Source organism: Streptococcus oralis (genome assembly GCF_023110055.1).
Taxonomy (GTDB): domain Bacteria; phylum Bacillota; class Bacilli; order Lactobacillales; family Streptococcaceae; genus Streptococcus; species Streptococcus oralis_BY.
In genome coordinates this window covers 622,126-638,458 of sequence record NZ_JALDVG010000001.1, presented here as the reverse complement: position 1 = coordinate 638,458, position 16,333 = coordinate 622,126, and the positions used below count along the sequence as shown (strand labels likewise).

General features: G+C 39.6%; 12 protein-coding genes. 8 read left to right on the top strand and 4 right to left on the bottom strand.

The annotated features are described in order from the left end of the window. Positions 1 to 34 precede the first annotated feature (34 nt). From M1G01_RS03030 to lacG, 3 genes are all read left to right on the top strand, one after another. Positions 35 to 352 carry a PTS lactose/cellobiose transporter subunit IIA gene (locus M1G01_RS03030; RefSeq protein WP_001078327.1) on the top strand — a complete coding sequence of 106 codons (318 nt, stop codon included), beginning with the start codon at positions 35 to 37 and terminating at the stop codon, positions 350 to 352. Next, complete coding sequence (locus tag M1G01_RS03025; RefSeq protein WP_125413181.1) at positions 352 to 2,046, top strand: lactose-specific PTS transporter subunit EIIC; 1,695 nt, start codon at positions 352 to 354, stop codon at positions 2,044 to 2,046. Before M1G01_RS03030 ends, M1G01_RS03025 begins: the two co-directional genes overlap by 1 nt. A gap of 84 nt (positions 2,047 to 2,130) precedes the next feature. Continuing rightward, entirely contained in the window at positions 2,131 to 3,537 is a 1,407-nt protein-coding gene (gene lacG / locus M1G01_RS03020; RefSeq protein ID WP_247931141.1) for a 6-phospho-beta-galactosidase, read from the top strand. A 40-nt stretch (positions 3,538 to 3,577) separates the two neighbouring features. On the opposite strand, the gene M1G01_RS03015 is transcribed toward lacG, so the two are convergent. The 4 genes from M1G01_RS03015 to nrdH all read right to left on the bottom strand — a co-directional run bounded on the left by M1G01_RS03015 (position 3,578) and on the right by nrdH (position 8,101). Further along, positions 3,578 to 4,345, bottom strand: a complete 768-nt coding sequence (locus tag M1G01_RS03015; protein WP_070683560.1) for a DeoR/GlpR family DNA-binding transcription regulator — start codon at positions 4,343 to 4,345, stop codon at positions 3,578 to 3,580. Between the two features lie 140 nt (positions 4,346 to 4,485). Then, entirely contained in the window at positions 4,486 to 5,448 is a 963-nt protein-coding gene (gene nrdF, locus M1G01_RS03010; RefSeq protein WP_000451379.1) for a class 1b ribonucleoside-diphosphate reductase subunit beta, read from the bottom strand. 194 nt (positions 5,449 to 5,642) lie between these two features. Further along, entirely contained in the window at positions 5,643 to 7,802 is a 2,160-nt protein-coding gene (nrdE, locus tag M1G01_RS03005) for a class 1b ribonucleoside-diphosphate reductase subunit alpha (protein ID WP_215804633.1), read from the bottom strand. 80 nt (positions 7,803 to 7,882) lie between these two features. Then, positions 7,883 to 8,101 (bottom strand): glutaredoxin-like protein NrdH, encoded by a 219-nt coding sequence (nrdH, locus tag M1G01_RS03000; RefSeq protein ID WP_000259240.1) that lies wholly within the window; start codon positions 8,099 to 8,101, stop codon positions 7,883 to 7,885. A 653-nt stretch (positions 8,102 to 8,754) separates the two neighbouring features. Here nrdH and M1G01_RS02995 point away from each other — a divergent pair. The 5 genes from M1G01_RS02995 (at position 8,755) to M1G01_RS02975 (ending at position 16,331) form a co-directional block, all read left to right on the top strand. Next, positions 8,755 to 9,975, top strand: a complete 1,221-nt coding sequence (locus tag M1G01_RS02995) for an alpha/beta hydrolase family protein (RefSeq protein WP_000661897.1) — start codon at positions 8,755 to 8,757, stop codon at positions 9,973 to 9,975. A gap of 458 nt (positions 9,976 to 10,433) precedes the next feature. After that, complete coding sequence (locus M1G01_RS02990) at positions 10,434 to 10,697, top strand: phosphocarrier protein HPr (RefSeq protein WP_000146948.1); 264 nt, start codon at positions 10,434 to 10,436, stop codon at positions 10,695 to 10,697. Between the two features lie 5 nt (positions 10,698 to 10,702). Next, positions 10,703 to 12,436, top strand: a complete 1,734-nt coding sequence (ptsP, locus tag M1G01_RS02985; RefSeq protein ID WP_049489689.1) for a phosphoenolpyruvate--protein phosphotransferase — start codon at positions 10,703 to 10,705, stop codon at positions 12,434 to 12,436. Between the two features lie 244 nt (positions 12,437 to 12,680). Further along, complete coding sequence (locus M1G01_RS02980; protein ID WP_247931140.1) at positions 12,681 to 15,218, top strand: pneumococcal-type histidine triad protein; 2,538 nt, start codon at positions 12,681 to 12,683, stop codon at positions 15,216 to 15,218. Between the two features lie 195 nt (positions 15,219 to 15,413). Beyond that, the gene (locus M1G01_RS02975) at positions 15,414 to 16,331 is read left to right on the top strand and encodes a metal ABC transporter solute-binding protein, Zn/Mn family (RefSeq protein ID WP_000747426.1); all 918 of its coding nucleotides are present in this window, start codon (positions 15,414 to 15,416) and stop codon (positions 16,329 to 16,331) included. The last annotated feature ends 2 nt before the right edge of the window (positions 16,332 to 16,333 follow it).

Below are 16,333 nucleotides of genomic sequence, written 5' to 3'. Positions count from 1 at the left end.
AATTTAATTAAAAATACATAAGGAGAATTCTATCATGAATAGAGAAGAAGTAACATTGTTAGGTTTTGAGATTGTTGCCTATGCTGGCGATGCTCGATCAAAACTATTGGAAGCTTTAAAGGCTGCTGAAGCTGGCGATTTTGCGAAAGCTGATACTCTCGTAGAGGAAGCTGGTGGTTGCATCGCGGAGGCACACCACGCGCAAACAAGCCTTTTGACTAAGGAGGCAGCTGGTGAAGATTTGGCTTATAGTGTAACCATGATGCACGGTCAGGATCACTTGATGACTACCATTTTGTTAAAAGATTTGATGCACCATTTAATCGAACTCTACAAGAGAGGAGTTAAGTAATGAACAAACTAATTTCTTTTATCGAGAAAGGAAAGCCTTTCTTTGAAAAACTGTCTCGTAATATCTACCTTCGCGCTATTCGTGATGGTTTCATTGCTGGTATGCCAGTTATTCTCTTCTCAAGTATCTTTATCTTGATTGCTTTTGTACCAAACTCATGGGGCTTTAAATGGTCTGATGATGTTGTAAATCTCCTTATGAAACCTTATAGCTATTCAATGGGGATTCTAGCTCTCTTGGTAGCTGGTACAACAGCTAAGTCATTGACCGACTCAGTAAACCGTAGCATGGAGAAAACGAACCAAATCAACTATATGTCAACACTTTTAGCTGCGATTGTTGGTTTGTTGATGTTAGCAGCTGATCCGATTGAAGGTGGCTTTGCGACAGGTTTCCTTGGAACAAAAGGTTTGCTTTCAGCATTCCTTGCTGCCTTTGTTACTGTAACCATCTATAAGGTTTGTGTTAAGAACAACGTCACTATTCGTATGCCTGACGAAGTTCCACCAAATATCTCACAAGTCTTTAAAGATGTGATTCCATTCACTCTATCAGTGGTTTCTCTTTATGCTCTCGATTTACTAGCTCGTCATTTTGTTGGTGCAAGCGTAGCTGAATCAATCGGTAAATTCTTTGCACCGTTATTCTCTGCTGCTGATGGTTATCTAGGTATTACGATTATCTTTGGTGCCTTTGCCTTCTTCTGGTTTGTTGGTATCCATGGTCCATCTATCGTTGAACCAGCAATCGCAGCTATTACCTATGCAAATGCCGAAGTCAACTTGAACCTTCTCCAACAAGGGATGCATGCAGACAAGATCCTTACTTCAGGTACACAAATGTTTATTGTTACCATGGGTGGTACAGGTGCAACACTGGTTGTTCCATTCATGTTCATGTGGTTAACTAAATCAAAACGAAATCGTGCAATCGGACGTGCTTCAGTAGTACCAACCTTCTTTGGTGTAAATGAACCAATCTTGTTTGGTGCACCGCTTGTCTTGAACCCGATTTTCTTTATTCCATTTATCTTTGCTCCAATTGCCAACGTATGGATCTTTAAATTCTTCATTGAAACGCTTGGCATGAACTCATTTACTGCCAACCTTCCTTGGACAACACCAGGTCCGCTCGGTATTGTTCTCGGTACAAACTTCCAATTCTTGTCATTTGTACTTGCTGCTTTGTTAATTCTTGTTGACGTAGCCATTTACTATCCATTCCTCAAGGTTTATGATGAACAAATCCTTGAAGAAGAACGTTCTGGTAAAGCCAATGATGAATTAAAAGAAAAAGTAGCTGCAAACTTCAATACTGCCAAAGCAGATGCTATTCTTGAAAAAGCTGGTGTAGAAGCAGCGCAAAACACAATCACTGAAGAAACCAATGTCTTGGTTCTCTGTGCAGGCGGAGGAACAAGTGGTCTCCTTGCAAATGCTCTAAACAAGGCAGCCGCGGAGTACAAGGTTCCTGTTAAAGCAGCAGCTGGTGGCTATGGTGCTCACCGTGAAATGTTGCCTGAGTTTGATCTGGTTATCCTTGCTCCTCAAGTTGCTTCAAACTTTGAAGACATGAAAGCAGAGACCGACAAACTTGGTATCAAACTTGCCAAGACAGAAGGTGGGCAATACATTAAATTGACTCGCGATGGAAAAGGCGCTCTTGCCTTTGTTCAAGCGCAGTTCGAAGAATAAAATGTAAATAGCAAAGAAGTGAGATGGAAGAACTCCTCCCAACTATACCCCCATCTCATTTCTATTTCTTGAAAGGTGAATCAAATGACAAAAACACTTCCAAAAGACTTTATTTTTGGCGGGGCAACAGCAGCCTATCAAGCAGAAGGTGCGACCAATACTGATGGTAAAGGACCAGTTGCCTGGGACAAATACCTCAAAGATAACTACTGGTACACTGCTGAACCAGCCAGTGATTTCTATCACAAATACCCAGTTGACCTCAAACTTGCAGAAGAGTATGGTGTTAATGGTATCCGTATTTCAATCGCTTGGTCACGTATCTTTCCAACTGGTTATGGGAAGGTTAATGACAAGGGGGTTGAGTTCTATCATAATCTATTTGCAGAATGTCACAAACGGCATGTTGAGCCCTTTGTAACTCTTCATCACTTTGATACGCCAGAAGCTCTACATTCAAATGGAGACTTCTTAAACCGTGAAAACATTGAACACTTTGTAGACTACGCGGCTTTCTGTTTTGAAGAATTCCCAGAAGTAAACTATTGGACAACCTTTAATGAAATTGGGCCAATTGGTGATGGTCAATACTTGGTTGGGAAATTCCCTCCAGGTATTCAGTACGACCTTGCTAAAGTATTCCAATCTCATCACAATATGATGGTGTCGCATGCGCGTGCAGTCAAGCTATATAAAGGTAAAGGTTATAAAGGTGAAATTGGTGTGGTTCATGCCCTGCCTACTAAGTATCCTCTGGATCCAGATAATCCAGCAGATGTTAGAGCGGCTGAGTTAGAAGATATCATTCACAATAAATTTATTTTGGATGCAACTTATCTAGGACGATATTCCGAAGAAACCATGGAAGGTGTCAACCATATCTTAGCAGTCAATGGTGGAAGCTTAGATTTGCGTGTAGAAGACTTCGCAGTCCTAGAAGCTGCAAAAGACTTGAACGACTTCCTAGGAATTAACTACTATATGAGTGATTGGATGCAAGCCTTTGATGGAGAGACGGAAATCATCCACAATGGAAAAGGTGAAAAAGGAAGCTCTAAGTATCAGATTAAGGGAGTTGGTCGTCGTGTAGCGCCTGACTATGTCCCACGTACCGATTGGGATTGGATTATCTACCCTCAAGGTTTGTATGACCAAATCATGCGCGTGAAGAAAGATTATCCTAATTACAAAAAAATCTACATCACTGAGAATGGTCTCGGATACAAAGATGAGTTTGTGGATGGGACAGTCTACGATGATGGGCGGATTGATTATGTTAAGAAACATATGGAAGTGATTGCATCTGCAATCTCTGATGGAGCCAATGTCAAAGGATACTTTATCTGGTCGCTGATGGATGTCTTTTCTTGGTCAAATGGCTATGAAAAGCGTTATGGCCTCTTCTATGTTGATTTTGAAACCCAGGAGCGTTATCCAAAGAAATCAGCTCACTGGTACAAGAAACTAGCTGAGACCCAACTTATTGATTAAAATTGAACAAAAATTCCCCGCTACAAAGGCAGGGGAATTTTTATGGTTTTGATAAAAGAATGGTTGTTTGTTTCGACAGCTCTTCAAATGTCTCCTGACTCAGTTTGGAATCTGAAACGATGGTATCAATCTCTGAGATATTGTAGAAAGTGTAAAAATCAAACTTATTAAACTTACTGTGGTCTGCCAGTAAGTATTTTTTATTGGCATTGTTCAAGGCGATTCGTTGTACCTCGCCCTCTTCCTCGCTGAAAGTAGCAATTGCCTTATCCTTAATACCATTACAACTTACAAAAGCTTTAGAAAACTGAAGGTTGGTCAAATCCTGTAAGGTAAGTGTCCCTACAAAAGCACCAGTGATGGAGCGATAGTTTCCACCAATCAAAATCAAATCTGTTAGTTTTCGTTCGTTTAGGATGAGAAAAACTGGAAGACTGTTTGTTACAACACGAATATTATCAATTGGGAGTTCACGAGCAAAACATTCTAAGGTTGTTCCTGGCCCGATAAAAATGGTTTCACCTTCGTCAATCAAATGACCTGCAAAACGGCTAATTTCTTGTTTTTCAGCAATCTGCAAGCCTTGTTTTTCAACGTTTGAGCGTTCGTTGTTTAAGAGAGAACCTGTACGAAGTTTTTCAGCGCCACCATGCACACGAACCAGCAAATCTTTATCTGCCAATTCTTGTAAGTAGCGGCGAGCTGTCATATCTGACACATCAAGACTCTCCATAATCTCTTTTACAGTAATAGTGCCTTTTGTGTTTACTGCTTCTAGAATACTATCTAGTTTTTCTTGCTTTAGCATCCTTATCACCTCGATTTCTACTATTATTATCTTACCATAAAACGCTCAATTAATCAAATAGAAAAAAACAAAATAAAACAAAAAACAAAAATATCATGGTTGTTTTAAACAAACCATGATATTTTGAATGATCGGCCAAATTAGTCTAAACCGTAGTTGTAGTCCTCGTCTTGCATGGCTTCAACTTCACCAAGGAGGTAACCATTTCCGACTTGAGAGAAGAAGTCGTGGTTAGAAGTTCCTGTTGAAATACCGTTCATAACGATTGGGTTGACATCATCAGCTGAATCTGGGAAGAGTGGATCTTGTCCTAGGTTCATAAGAGCCTTATTGGCATTGTAACGAAGGAAGGTTTTAACTTCTTCGGTCCAACCAACACCGTCATAGAGACTTTCTGTATAACCTTCTTCGTTCTCATAGAGGGTATAGAGCAGGTCGTACATCCACTCTTTGAGCTTTTCTTGCTCTTCTTCAGGTAATTCATTGAAACCAAGTTGGAATTTGTAACCAATGTAAGTTCCGTGAACAGACTCATCACGGATAATCAACTTGATAATTTCCGCAACATTGGCCAGTTTGTTGTTACCGAGATAGTAGAGGGGTGTAAAGAAACCAGAGTAGAAGAGGAAGGTTTCAAGGAAAACGCTGGCAACCTTCTTTTCAAGAGGCGTACCATTGAGGTAGATTTCATTGATAATTTCTGCTTTTCTTTGTAGGTAGGGATTAGTGTTGGTCCATTCAAAGATTTCTTCAATTTCAGCCTTGGTATTCAAGGTTGAAAAGATAGAAGAGTAAGATTTTGCGTGAACAGATTCCATAAACTGGATGTTGTTGAAAACAGCTTCCTCATGCGGTGTACGGATGTCTGAGCGAAGCGCCTGAACTCCTGTTTCAGATTGCATGGTATCCAAAAGGGTCAAACCACCAAAGACTTTTCCTACCAAGTCTTTTTCTTTGTTTGATAGTTTTCTCCAGTCGTCTAGGTCATTTGACAAGGGGATACGCGTATCGAGCCAGAATTGCTCTGTCAGCTTTTCCCAAGTTGATTTGTCGATGACATCTTCGATGGCATTCCAGTTAATGGCTTTGTAGTAAGTTTCCATTTGAAATCTCTTTCTGTATGTAATAATGCGATTGCCGAATCATCTCTATTTTATCATAGTCTGAGAAGAGTATCGCACAAAAAGTCGGAAACCCGACTTTTTAGTTTTTCATAGTATTTAAGATACTTATCAAGTTTTGTCTGGCGGTTAACTTAATCAGTAGTCTGAGAAAACGTGGCTGCCTCAGATAAAAATTAAATCACACAGCTTTCACATTGGTTAGCACCGACTTCTCCACCATCGTCTGTAAAGGTACGGACGTAGTAGATAGACTTGATACCCTTGTTAAAGGCATAGTTACGAAGGATAGATAGGTCACGTGTCGTTTGTTTGTTTTCTTTCTTCCATTCGTAAAGACCTTTTGGAATGTCGCTACGCATGAAGAGAGTGAGTGAAAGTCCTTGATCCACGTGTTCAGTTGCGGCAGCGTAAACATCAATCACCTTACGCATATCCATGTCATAAGCAGAAGTGTAGTAAGGAATGGTATCTGTAGACAAACCTGCAGCTGGATAGTAGATTTTACCGATTTTCTTCTCTTGGCGTTCTTCAATGCGTTGCGTAATCGGGTGGATAGATGCAGAAACATCGTTGATGTAACTGATAGAACCATTTGGAGCTACAGCAAGGCGGTTTTGGTGATAAAGACCATCTGCTTGAACCTTTTCGCGAAGTTCAGCCCAATCAGCAGCACTTGGAATAAAGACATCTTTGAAGAGTTCTTTAACACGGTCTGATTTTGGAACAAATTCGCCTGTCACGTACTTGTCGAAGTAGCTTCCGTTAGCATAGTCTGATTTTTCAAAGTTGTGGAAGGTGATACCACGTTCACGCGCTATGTTATTAGATTCTACCAAGGTCCAGTAGTTCATAAGCATAAAGTAGATGCTTGTAAATTCAATTGACTCATGTGATCCGTACTCAATCAGTTGTTGGGCAAGGTAGCTATGAAGCCCCATGGCACCAAGACCAAAGGTGTGAGCTAAACTGTTTCCGTGGTCGATAGTAGGGACAGCTACGATGTGTGAACTATCTGTAACGAAAGTCAAAGCACGAACCATCGCACGGATAGAACGACCAAAGTCAGGTGAAGTCATCATGTTGACCACGTTGGTTGAACCAAGGTTACATGAAACGTCTGTTCCCATTTGAAGGAATTCTTGAGCATCGTTGATCAAGCTTGGTTCTTGAACTTGAAGAATCTCAGAACACAAGTTACTCATGATAATCTTACCATCTACTGGATTCGCACGGTTGGCTGTATCAATGTTGACGACATAAGGGTAACCAGATTCTTGTTGCAATTTAGAAATTTCAGTTTCCAAATCACGAGCTTTGATTTTTGTCTTGCGGATGTTTGGATTTGCGACTAATTCATCATATTTTTCAGTGATGTCGATGTAGTTGAATGGCACACCGTACTCAAGCTCTACAGAGTAAGGGCTAAAGAGATACATTTCTTCATTTTTACGAGCTAATTCGTAGAATTTATCGGGCACCACAACTCCAAGTGAGAGGGTCTTAACACGAACCTTTTCATCGGCATTTTCTTTCTTAGTTGAAAGGAAGGCGATGATATCTGGGTGAAAGACATTGAGGTAGACAACCCCAGCACCTTGACGCTGACCCAATTGGTTAGAGTAGGAGAAACTGTCTTCGAAGAGTTTCATAACTGGAACGACACCAGAAGCTGCTCCTTCATAACCTTTGATAGGTGCGCCAGCTTCACGAAGGTTGCTTAGAGTAATACCTACACCACCACCGATACGTGAAAGTTGAAGAGCTGAGTTGATAGAACGTCCGATAGAGTTCATGTCATCAGTTACTTGAATCAAGAAACAAGATACCAACTCCCCACGACGAGCACGACCTGCGTTCAAAAAGGAAGGAGTAGCAGGTTGGTAGCGTTGGTGGATGATTTCATTGGCAATATCAGTCGCAATTGCTTCGTCCCCGTCAGCAAAATAAAGTGCATTAAAGAAGACGCGGTCTTCCATACTTTCAAGGTAATATTCACCGTCATTAGTCTTCAAGGCATACTGGTTGTAAAACTTATAGGCAGCCATGAATGATTTGAATTGGAAGTTTTGGTCTTTAATAAATTGATGCAATTCTTCCAAAAACTCTGGACGGTATTTCTTGAGAAATGCAGTTTCGATGTAGTTGTGTTCAATGAGGTAGTTGATTTTATCAGTAATTGAATCAAAAACCATTGTATTTGGAACCACATTCTCTTTAAAGAAAGCATCCAAGGCTTCTTTATCTTTATGAAGCATGATTTGTCCATTAACAGGACGGTTGATTTCGTTATTGAGACGGAAGTAGGTCACGTCCTCAAGATGTTTTAATCCCATAAAATTTCCTTTATCTAATTACAAAAGAAAGGCCTCTAAGTTAGCCCTAGAAGCAATCTCTTCTGGATGATGTACTAAGATTATGCTAATTGTTTCAGTTTTCCTGGTTGGAAGCCTGAAAAGACTTCAGTTGGTGTTTGGATAACAGGAGCCGCGCTGAAACCGAGCTCTTTAACTTGATCGATGTACTCTGGTTGCTCGTCGAGATTGATCTCACGATAAGCGACATTGTTGCTGTCCAAGAAACGCTTGGTCATCTTACATTGGACACAGTTGTTTTTAGAATAAACGGTTACCATTTTCGTAACTCCTCTTTCAAAATAGATTACTTTCTTAGTATATCAGAAAAAAAAACTTTGTCAAACTTTTTAAACTAAATCTTGTGCTAAAAAGTTACAGTTTCAAAAACAAAGCACAAGATATAGTGTTTTTGGAAACATAAATTTTGATTTCCGTTGAACTGTCAAAGTTTCTCAAAATAAAAAAACTACATACTGTATATTGGTAAGATAAATAGAAGATTTTCAGCAAGTTATCAGAAAGGAAAACGAAGAAAATAGCAAAAATCGTAAGAACAGGAATAAGTCTAGCTGAGACAATGCTTTAATAAAACAGAAACTGTGATATTTACGAAAAAAAGAAATTTTCCACACAAGATGTCCCAATATTTTGTATTAGAATATCTAAAATATAACAAAAGTGGAAATGACAGATTATGCTGTATTCATAAAAATGGATCATTGGTTAATTTTATATAGGATACTTATGAGTTTCGTATCCTTTTATAAGGAGTATATAAATACAATGTTTGAGAAAGTTCATTTTATGTGATATACTACATGTGATTATAAGATTAAAAAATGGATATCTGGATGCTTTTGTTTGATAGAGAATGTTATCAGATTATAATTAGATTAAATAAATGAAAGAACACAGAATTAGGAGGCGCGTGGTGAAAGAAAATGATGTTATTTTAAAACGGCAATCAACTCAAATATTTTTTAAGAATGGTGATACGGATTTTTTCTTTAATTGGTTGTTAGGAATCGGTGAAATTTTTGGTTTCTCTCATGGAGAGCTTTATTATCTTGCTCAAAGATTGGGGAACTCACCAAAGCCTGATGACTGGAAAAATGTATTTTTATCGCATGTAAACTACCTTGAACAAGAAGCAAGTAATTCAGGATTGAGTGAACAAACAAAGGCGCAGTATTATCTTGCACAGACCTACTCACTTCGCTCGGCAATTCAGTTTACCGATCCATTTTCTGACGAGTATTTACCGACCGTTCGTCAAATGGAGAAGGTGTTTTCTAGTGCAATTCATTCACTAGGTGTACCGATTGAAAAACTAACTATTCCCTATCAGGGTTCTTACTTGCCTGGGTATTATCTTCATAGCGGCGATAATTGTCCAACGCTAATCATGATTGGTGGAGGTGATACTTATCGCGAAGATTTATTTTACTTTGCAGGATATCCTGGCTGGATACGAAATTATAATGTTTTAATGGTTGACCTTCCTGGTCAAGGGAGCAATCCTAGTAGAGGGCTGGTCTTTGATGTGGATGCTTCTATTCCAATTTCATTATGCATAGACTGGTTGGAAAATAGAAATCCTAAACTAAATTATTTAGCTATTTATGGTGTCAGCGGAGGGGGATATTTTACCGCACAAGCTGTCGAAAAGGATCCAAGAATTCATGCTTGGATTGCTAGTACCCCTATTTACGACGTTGCAGAACTTTTCAGAAAAGAATTTGGATCAAGTTTGAAAGCACCTAGTTGGTTAATAAATGCCATTTTAAAATTAGCTGGAAATTTGAATGAATCAGCAAATTTAAATCTTAAAAAGTATGCATGGCAGTTTGGTACTTCTGATTTTAAGAGTGCTATTGATGATGTATTTAACCATGCAAAGATTGTGGATTATCAAAAAATTCAATGCCCATGCCTGTTTATTATGGGAAAGGGTGAGGGTGCTGAACTGCAGCATCAAACTAAGGTAATTTATGAAGCACTTAAATCTAAAAATCAACAAACTAAACTTCAAGTATTTGAGGCGGAAAGTGGTGCGGACGCTCATTGCCAAGTCAATAATCTAAGACTCGCCCATAATGTCGTTTTTGATTGGTTGGATACTTTATTTGAATGGAATCAATCAAAGTTTTAGTTCTACTTATACCACTTAGATATATCTACCTTTTTACTGTTAGGGGCTACAAACTTATTTTACTTTAAGTAGCAAATTGGATAAATTCTCTACTGTTGATGGTAAGAGTAGGTTTTAGAATTTCAGTATTTAGTATTTGATGAAGTCTTTTCAAATAATAGATTTACTGAGTTATATTAATTATAGTTAAATAGTATTATTTCATTATTTACTAGGATTGTCCTCTGATTGGTATTAAGGGAAAATAGCTTTGAAAATTGGAATTTTGAAGGTAATATTCTTTTAATAATTAGTGCCTAAATTTCCCATAGTACCTGTATGATAGAAAAAGAAGCAATTTCATTTTCAGTAAAAGTCCATAAAATACTTGAAAAATTATCTAGAAGGTGATATAATACAGTCTTGTAAGGGTTATCACATATAATCCAAATAAGAAACAATTAAAGGAGAGTCAAACTATGGCTTCTAAAGATTTCCACGTAGTGGCAGAAACAGGTATTCATGCACGTCCAGCAACATTGTTGGTTCAAACAGCTAGCAAATTTGCTTCAGATATCACTCTTGAGTACAAAGGTAAATCAGTAAACCTTAAATCAATCATGGGTGTTATGAGTCTTGGTGTTGGCCAAGGTGCTGACGTTACAATTTCAGCTGAAGGTGCAGATGCTGACGATGCAATCGCTGCAATCACTGAAACTATGGAAAAAGAAGGATTGGCATAAGGAAAATGACAGAAATGCTTAAAGGAATCGCAGCATCTGACGGTGTTGCAGTTGCAAAAGCATATCTACTCGTTCAACCGGATTTGTCATTTGAGACTGTTACAGTCGAAGATACAAACGCAGAAGAAGCTCGCCTTGATGCCGCTCTACAGGCATCACAAGACGAGCTTTCTGTTATTCGCGAGAAAGCAGTAGGTACGCTCGGTGAAGAAGCAGCTCAAGTTTTTGACGCTCACTTAATGGTTCTTGCTGACCCAGAAATGATCAGCCAAATCAAGGAAACAATCCGTGCGAAGAAAGTGAATGCAGAAGCAGGTCTGAAAGAAGTAACAGACATGTTTATCACTATCTTTGAAGGCATGGAAGACAACCCATACATGCAAGAACGCGCAGCGGATATCCGCGACGTTACAAAACGTGTATTGGCAAATCTCCTTGGTAAAAAATTGCCAAACCCAGCTTCTATCAATGAAGAAGTGATTGTGATTGCGCATGACTTGACTCCTTCAGATACAGCTCAATTGGATAAAAACTTTGTAAAAGCTTTTGTAACCAACATTGGTGGACGTACAAGCCACTCAGCTATCATGGCGCGTACACTTGAAATTGCAGCAGTATTAGGTACAAACAACATCACTGAAATCGTTAAAGAGGGTGACATTCTTGCTGTTAACGGTATCACTGGTGAGGTTATTATCAACCCAACTGATGAGCAAGCAGCAGAATTCAAGGCTGCTGGTGAAGCTTATGCGAAACAAAAAGCTGAATGGGCTCTTTTGAAAGATGCTAAAACAGTAACTGCTGATGGTAAACACTTTGAATTGGCTGCCAACATCGGTACTCCAAAAGACGTTGAAGGTGTCAATGACAACGGTGCAGAAGCTGTTGGTCTATACCGTACAGAGTTCTTGTATATGGATTCTCAAGACTTCCCAACAGAAGATGAGCAGTACGAAGCTTACAAGGCTGTACTTGAAGGAATGAACGGTAAACCTGTTGTCGTTCGTACAATGGATATCGGTGGAGATAAGGAACTTCCTTACTTCGATATGCCTCATGAAATGAACCCATTCCTTGGATTCCGTGCCCTTCGTATCTCTATCTCTGAGACTGGAGATGCTATGTTCCGCACACAAATCCGTGCCCTTCTTCGTGCGTCTGTTCACGGTCAATTGCGTATCATGTTCCCAATGGTTGCGCTCTTGAAAGAATTCCGTGCAGCGAAAGCAGTCTTTGACGAAGAAAAAGCAAATCTTCTTGCCGAAGGTGTTGCAGTTGCGGATAATATCCAAGTTGGTATCATGATCGAAATCCCAGCAGCAGCAATGCTTGCAGACCAATTTGCTAAAGAAGTTGACTTCTTCTCAATTGGTACAAACGACTTGATCCAATACACAATGGCAGCAGACCGCATGAACGAACAAGTTTCATACCTTTACCAACCATACAACCCATCAATCCTCCGTTTGATTAACAACGTTATCAAAGCAGCTCATGCTGAAGGTAAATGGGCTGGTATGTGTGGTGAGATGGCTGGTGACCAACAGGCTGTTCCACTTCTTGTCGGAATGGGCTTGGATGAGTTCTCTATGTCAGCAACATCAGTACTTCGTACGCGTAGCTTGATGAAGAAACTCGATACAGCTAAGATGGAAGAGTACGCAAACCGTGCCCTTACAGAATGCTCAACAATGGAAGAAGTTCTTGAACTTCAAAAAGAATACGTTAATTTTGATTAATCGAAAAGTCCTTGCAACCGAGTTGCAGGGATTTTTTTAAAGAATTTTCAAGCTAATTTTTCTTATATAAAGCCCAATCTTGAGAAAGTTGTGGTCAGAACAAAAAAATACTTAACCAGTTCATAAAATTCTTGACAAGTTGCAAATTTAGGAGTAAACTATTAACCAGTTAAGTAATAGAGAGGAGTTTCTGCAATTTAGAAATGAATTGTAACTAAAAATATCAAAAAGAAAGTGAGTTTCAATGAAAATTAATAAAAAATACCTTGCTGGTTCTGCGGCAGCTTTAATTTTAAGTGTTTGCTCTTACGAGTTGGGACTGTATCAAGCTAGAACAGTCAAAGAAAATAATCGTGTTTCCTATATAGATGGAAAACAAGCGGCGCAAAAAACGGAGAATCTGACTCCTGATGAGGTTAGCAAGAAAGAAGGCATCAATGCGGAGCAAATCGTCATCAAGATAACAGACCAAGGATATGTTACTTCGCACGGCGACCACTATCATTACTATAATGGCAAGGTCCCTTATGACGCTATCATCAGTGAAGAGTTGCTGATGAATGATCCAAACTACCAGCTCAAGGACGAGGATATTGTCAGTGAAATCAAGGGCGGTTATGTGATCAAGGTAGATGGAAAATACTATGTTTACCTTAAGGACGCATCCCATGCGGATAATGTCCGTACGAAAGAAGAAATCAATCGGCAAAAACAAGAACATAGTCAGCATCGTGAAAGAGGGACTTCAGCAAACGATGGTGCGGTAGCCTTGGCACGTTCACAGGGACGCTACACCACAGATGATGGTTACATCTTTAATGCATCCGATATCATTGAAGATACTGGTGATGCTTATATCGTTCCTCATGGCAACCATTACCATTACATTCCTAAGAGTGAGTTATCAGCCAGCGAATTGGCTGCAGCAGAAGCCTTTCTATCTGGTAGAAGTGGCCAATCAAACACGCCTACTTATCGCCGTACCAATAACAACAGTGCTAGCAGCGATGTAGATAGATGGACCCCATCCTATAATAACCAAGGCAGTGGCTATACGAATACGAACACATCTAACAACGGTAGCGACGATAGCCAAGCAAGTCAAAATGATGAGGGTATTGATGGCCTTCTGAAACAACTTTATGCCTTGCCACTCAGCCAACGACACGTAGAATCTGATGGCCTTGTCTTCGACCCAGCACAGATTACAAGTCGAACAGCTAGAGGAGTTGCTGTGCCTCATGGGAACCATTACCATTTCATTCCTTATTCACAAATGTCTGAATTGGAAGAACGAATCGCTCGTATTATTCCTCTACAGTACAGTTCGAACCATAGGGTGCCGGATTCAAGACCAGAACAACCAAGTCCACAACCGACTCCGGAACCTAGTCCAAGCCCGCAACCTGCACCAAATCCTCAACCATCTCCAAGCAATCCAATTGACGAAAAATTGGTCAAACAGGCAATTCGAAAAGTAGATGATGGTTATGTATTTGAGGAAAATGGAACATCTCGTTATATTCCTGCCAAGGAATTATCAGCTGAAACTACTGCAGCCATTGATAGTAAGCTAGCCAAGCAAGAAAGTTTAGCTCATAAGCTCGGAGCTAAGAAAACCAACCTCCCATCTGGTGATCGAGGATTTTACAATAAGGCTTATGATTTACTAGCAAGAGTTCATCAAGACTTACTTGATAATAAAGGGCGCCAAGCTGATTTTGACGCTTTGGATAAACTGTTGGAACGTCTCAATGATGCCTCAAGTGATAAAATCAAGTTGGTGGATGATATCCTCGCCTTCCTAGCACCGATTCGTCATCCAGAACGTTTAGGAAAACCGAATGCGCAAATAGCTTACACAGATGATGAGATTCAAGTAGCCAAGTTGGCAGGTAAGTATACAACAGAAGACGGTTATATCTTTGATCCACGTGATATCACAAGTGATGAGGGGGATGCCTATGTAACTCCACATATGACCCATAGTCATTGGATTAAGAAAGATAGTTTGTCTGAAGCTGAAAGAGCGGCAGCCCAGGCTTATGCTAAAGAGAAAGGTTTAACGCCTCCTTCGACAGACCATCAGAATTCAGGAAATACTGAGGCTAAGGGAGCAGAAGCTATCTACAAGCGCGTGAAAGCAGCTAAGAAGGTACCGCTTGATCGTATGCCTTACAATCTCCAACATACTGTGGAAGTCAAAAACGGAAGCTTGATTATACCTCATTATGACCATTACCATAACATCAAATTTGAGTGGTTTGACGAAGGTCTTTATGAGGCTCCTAAGGGCTATACTTTAGAGGATCTCTTTGCGACTGTGAAGTACTATGTCGAACATCCAAACGAACGTCCGCATTCAGATAGTGGTTGGGGAAATGCAAGTGACCATGTTCAAAGAAACCAAAATGGTCAAGCTGATAACAATCATACGGAAAAACCATCAGTAGAGAAACCTCGGACAGAAAAACCTGAGGAAGAAAAACCGCGCGAAGAGAAACCTCAGAGTGAGAAACCAGAGTCTCCAAAACCAACTGAGGAGCCAGAAGAAGAATCACCAGAGGAGCCAGAAGAAACTCAGGTTGAGACTGAAAAGGTTGAAGCGAAGTTGAGAGAGGCTGAAGATTTACTTGCAAAGATCCAAGACCCCATTATCAAGTCCAATGCCAAAGAAACTCTCACTGGCTTAAAAAATAACCTGCTATTTGGCTCCCAGGACAACAATACTATTATGGCAGAAGCTGAAAAATTATTGGCTTTGTTAAGGGAGAGTAAGTAGTTGTAACAACATTTTCTAACTCCTAAAAACAGGATAGGAGAACTAGAAAAGTTAAAATCGAAAATGAGAACAGAATGTAAGTTCTAGTTCTCATTTTTTTCATGAAAATATGTAAAATATCTTGACATATAGTGTAAATAAAGATAAACTATTTACTAGTTAATTAAATGGTTAAATACTAGTTAAGGAGTAACGATGAAAAAAAGAACATTTCTATTATTAGTGGTAGGTCTCTTGGTTCTTGTCTTAGGAGCATGTAGCCAAAAAGAAAAACAAGAAGCAAAAGGGATGAAGATTGTAACAAGTTTTTACCCAATCTATGCCATGGTCAAAGAGGTATCAGGTGACTTGAATGACGTACGGATGATTCAGTCAAGTAGTGGGATTCACTCCTTTGAACCGTCAGCAAATGACATTGCTGCTATCTATGATGCAGATGTCTTTGTCTACCATTCTCATACGCTCGAATCTTGGGCTGGAAGCCTAGATCCTAACTTGAAAAACTCAAAAGTTAAAGTTTTAGAAGCTTCTGAAGGAATGACCTTGGAGCGTGTACCGGGCTTAGAAGATGTAGAAGCTGGTGACGGCATCGATGAAAAAACACTCTACGACCCTCACACTTGGTTAGATCCAGAAAAAGCAGGTGAAGAAGCTCAGATTATCGCTGACAAACTTTCGGAGATTGATAGTTCTAATAAGGAAACGTATCAAAAGAATGCTAAAAACTTTATCGCTAAAGCCCAAGAATTGACTAAGAAGTACCAGCCTATTTTTGAAAAAGCGAGTCAAAAGACCTTTGTTACACAACACACAGCCTTTTCTTATCTCGCTAAACGCTTTGGTTTGAAACAACTTGGTATAGCAGGGATTTCCCCTGAACAAGAACCAAGTCCGAGACAACTAACAGAAATTCAGGAATTCGTTAAGACCTATAAGGTTAAAACCATCTTTACTGAGAGCAATGCTTCTTCTAAAGTCGCTGAGACCTTGGTCAAATCAACAGGAGTTAGCCTAAAGACACTCAATCCTTTAGAAGCAGATCCTGAAAATGACAAAACTTACTTAGAAAATCTAGAAGAAAACATGAATGTTCTTGCAGAAGAATTAAAATGAGG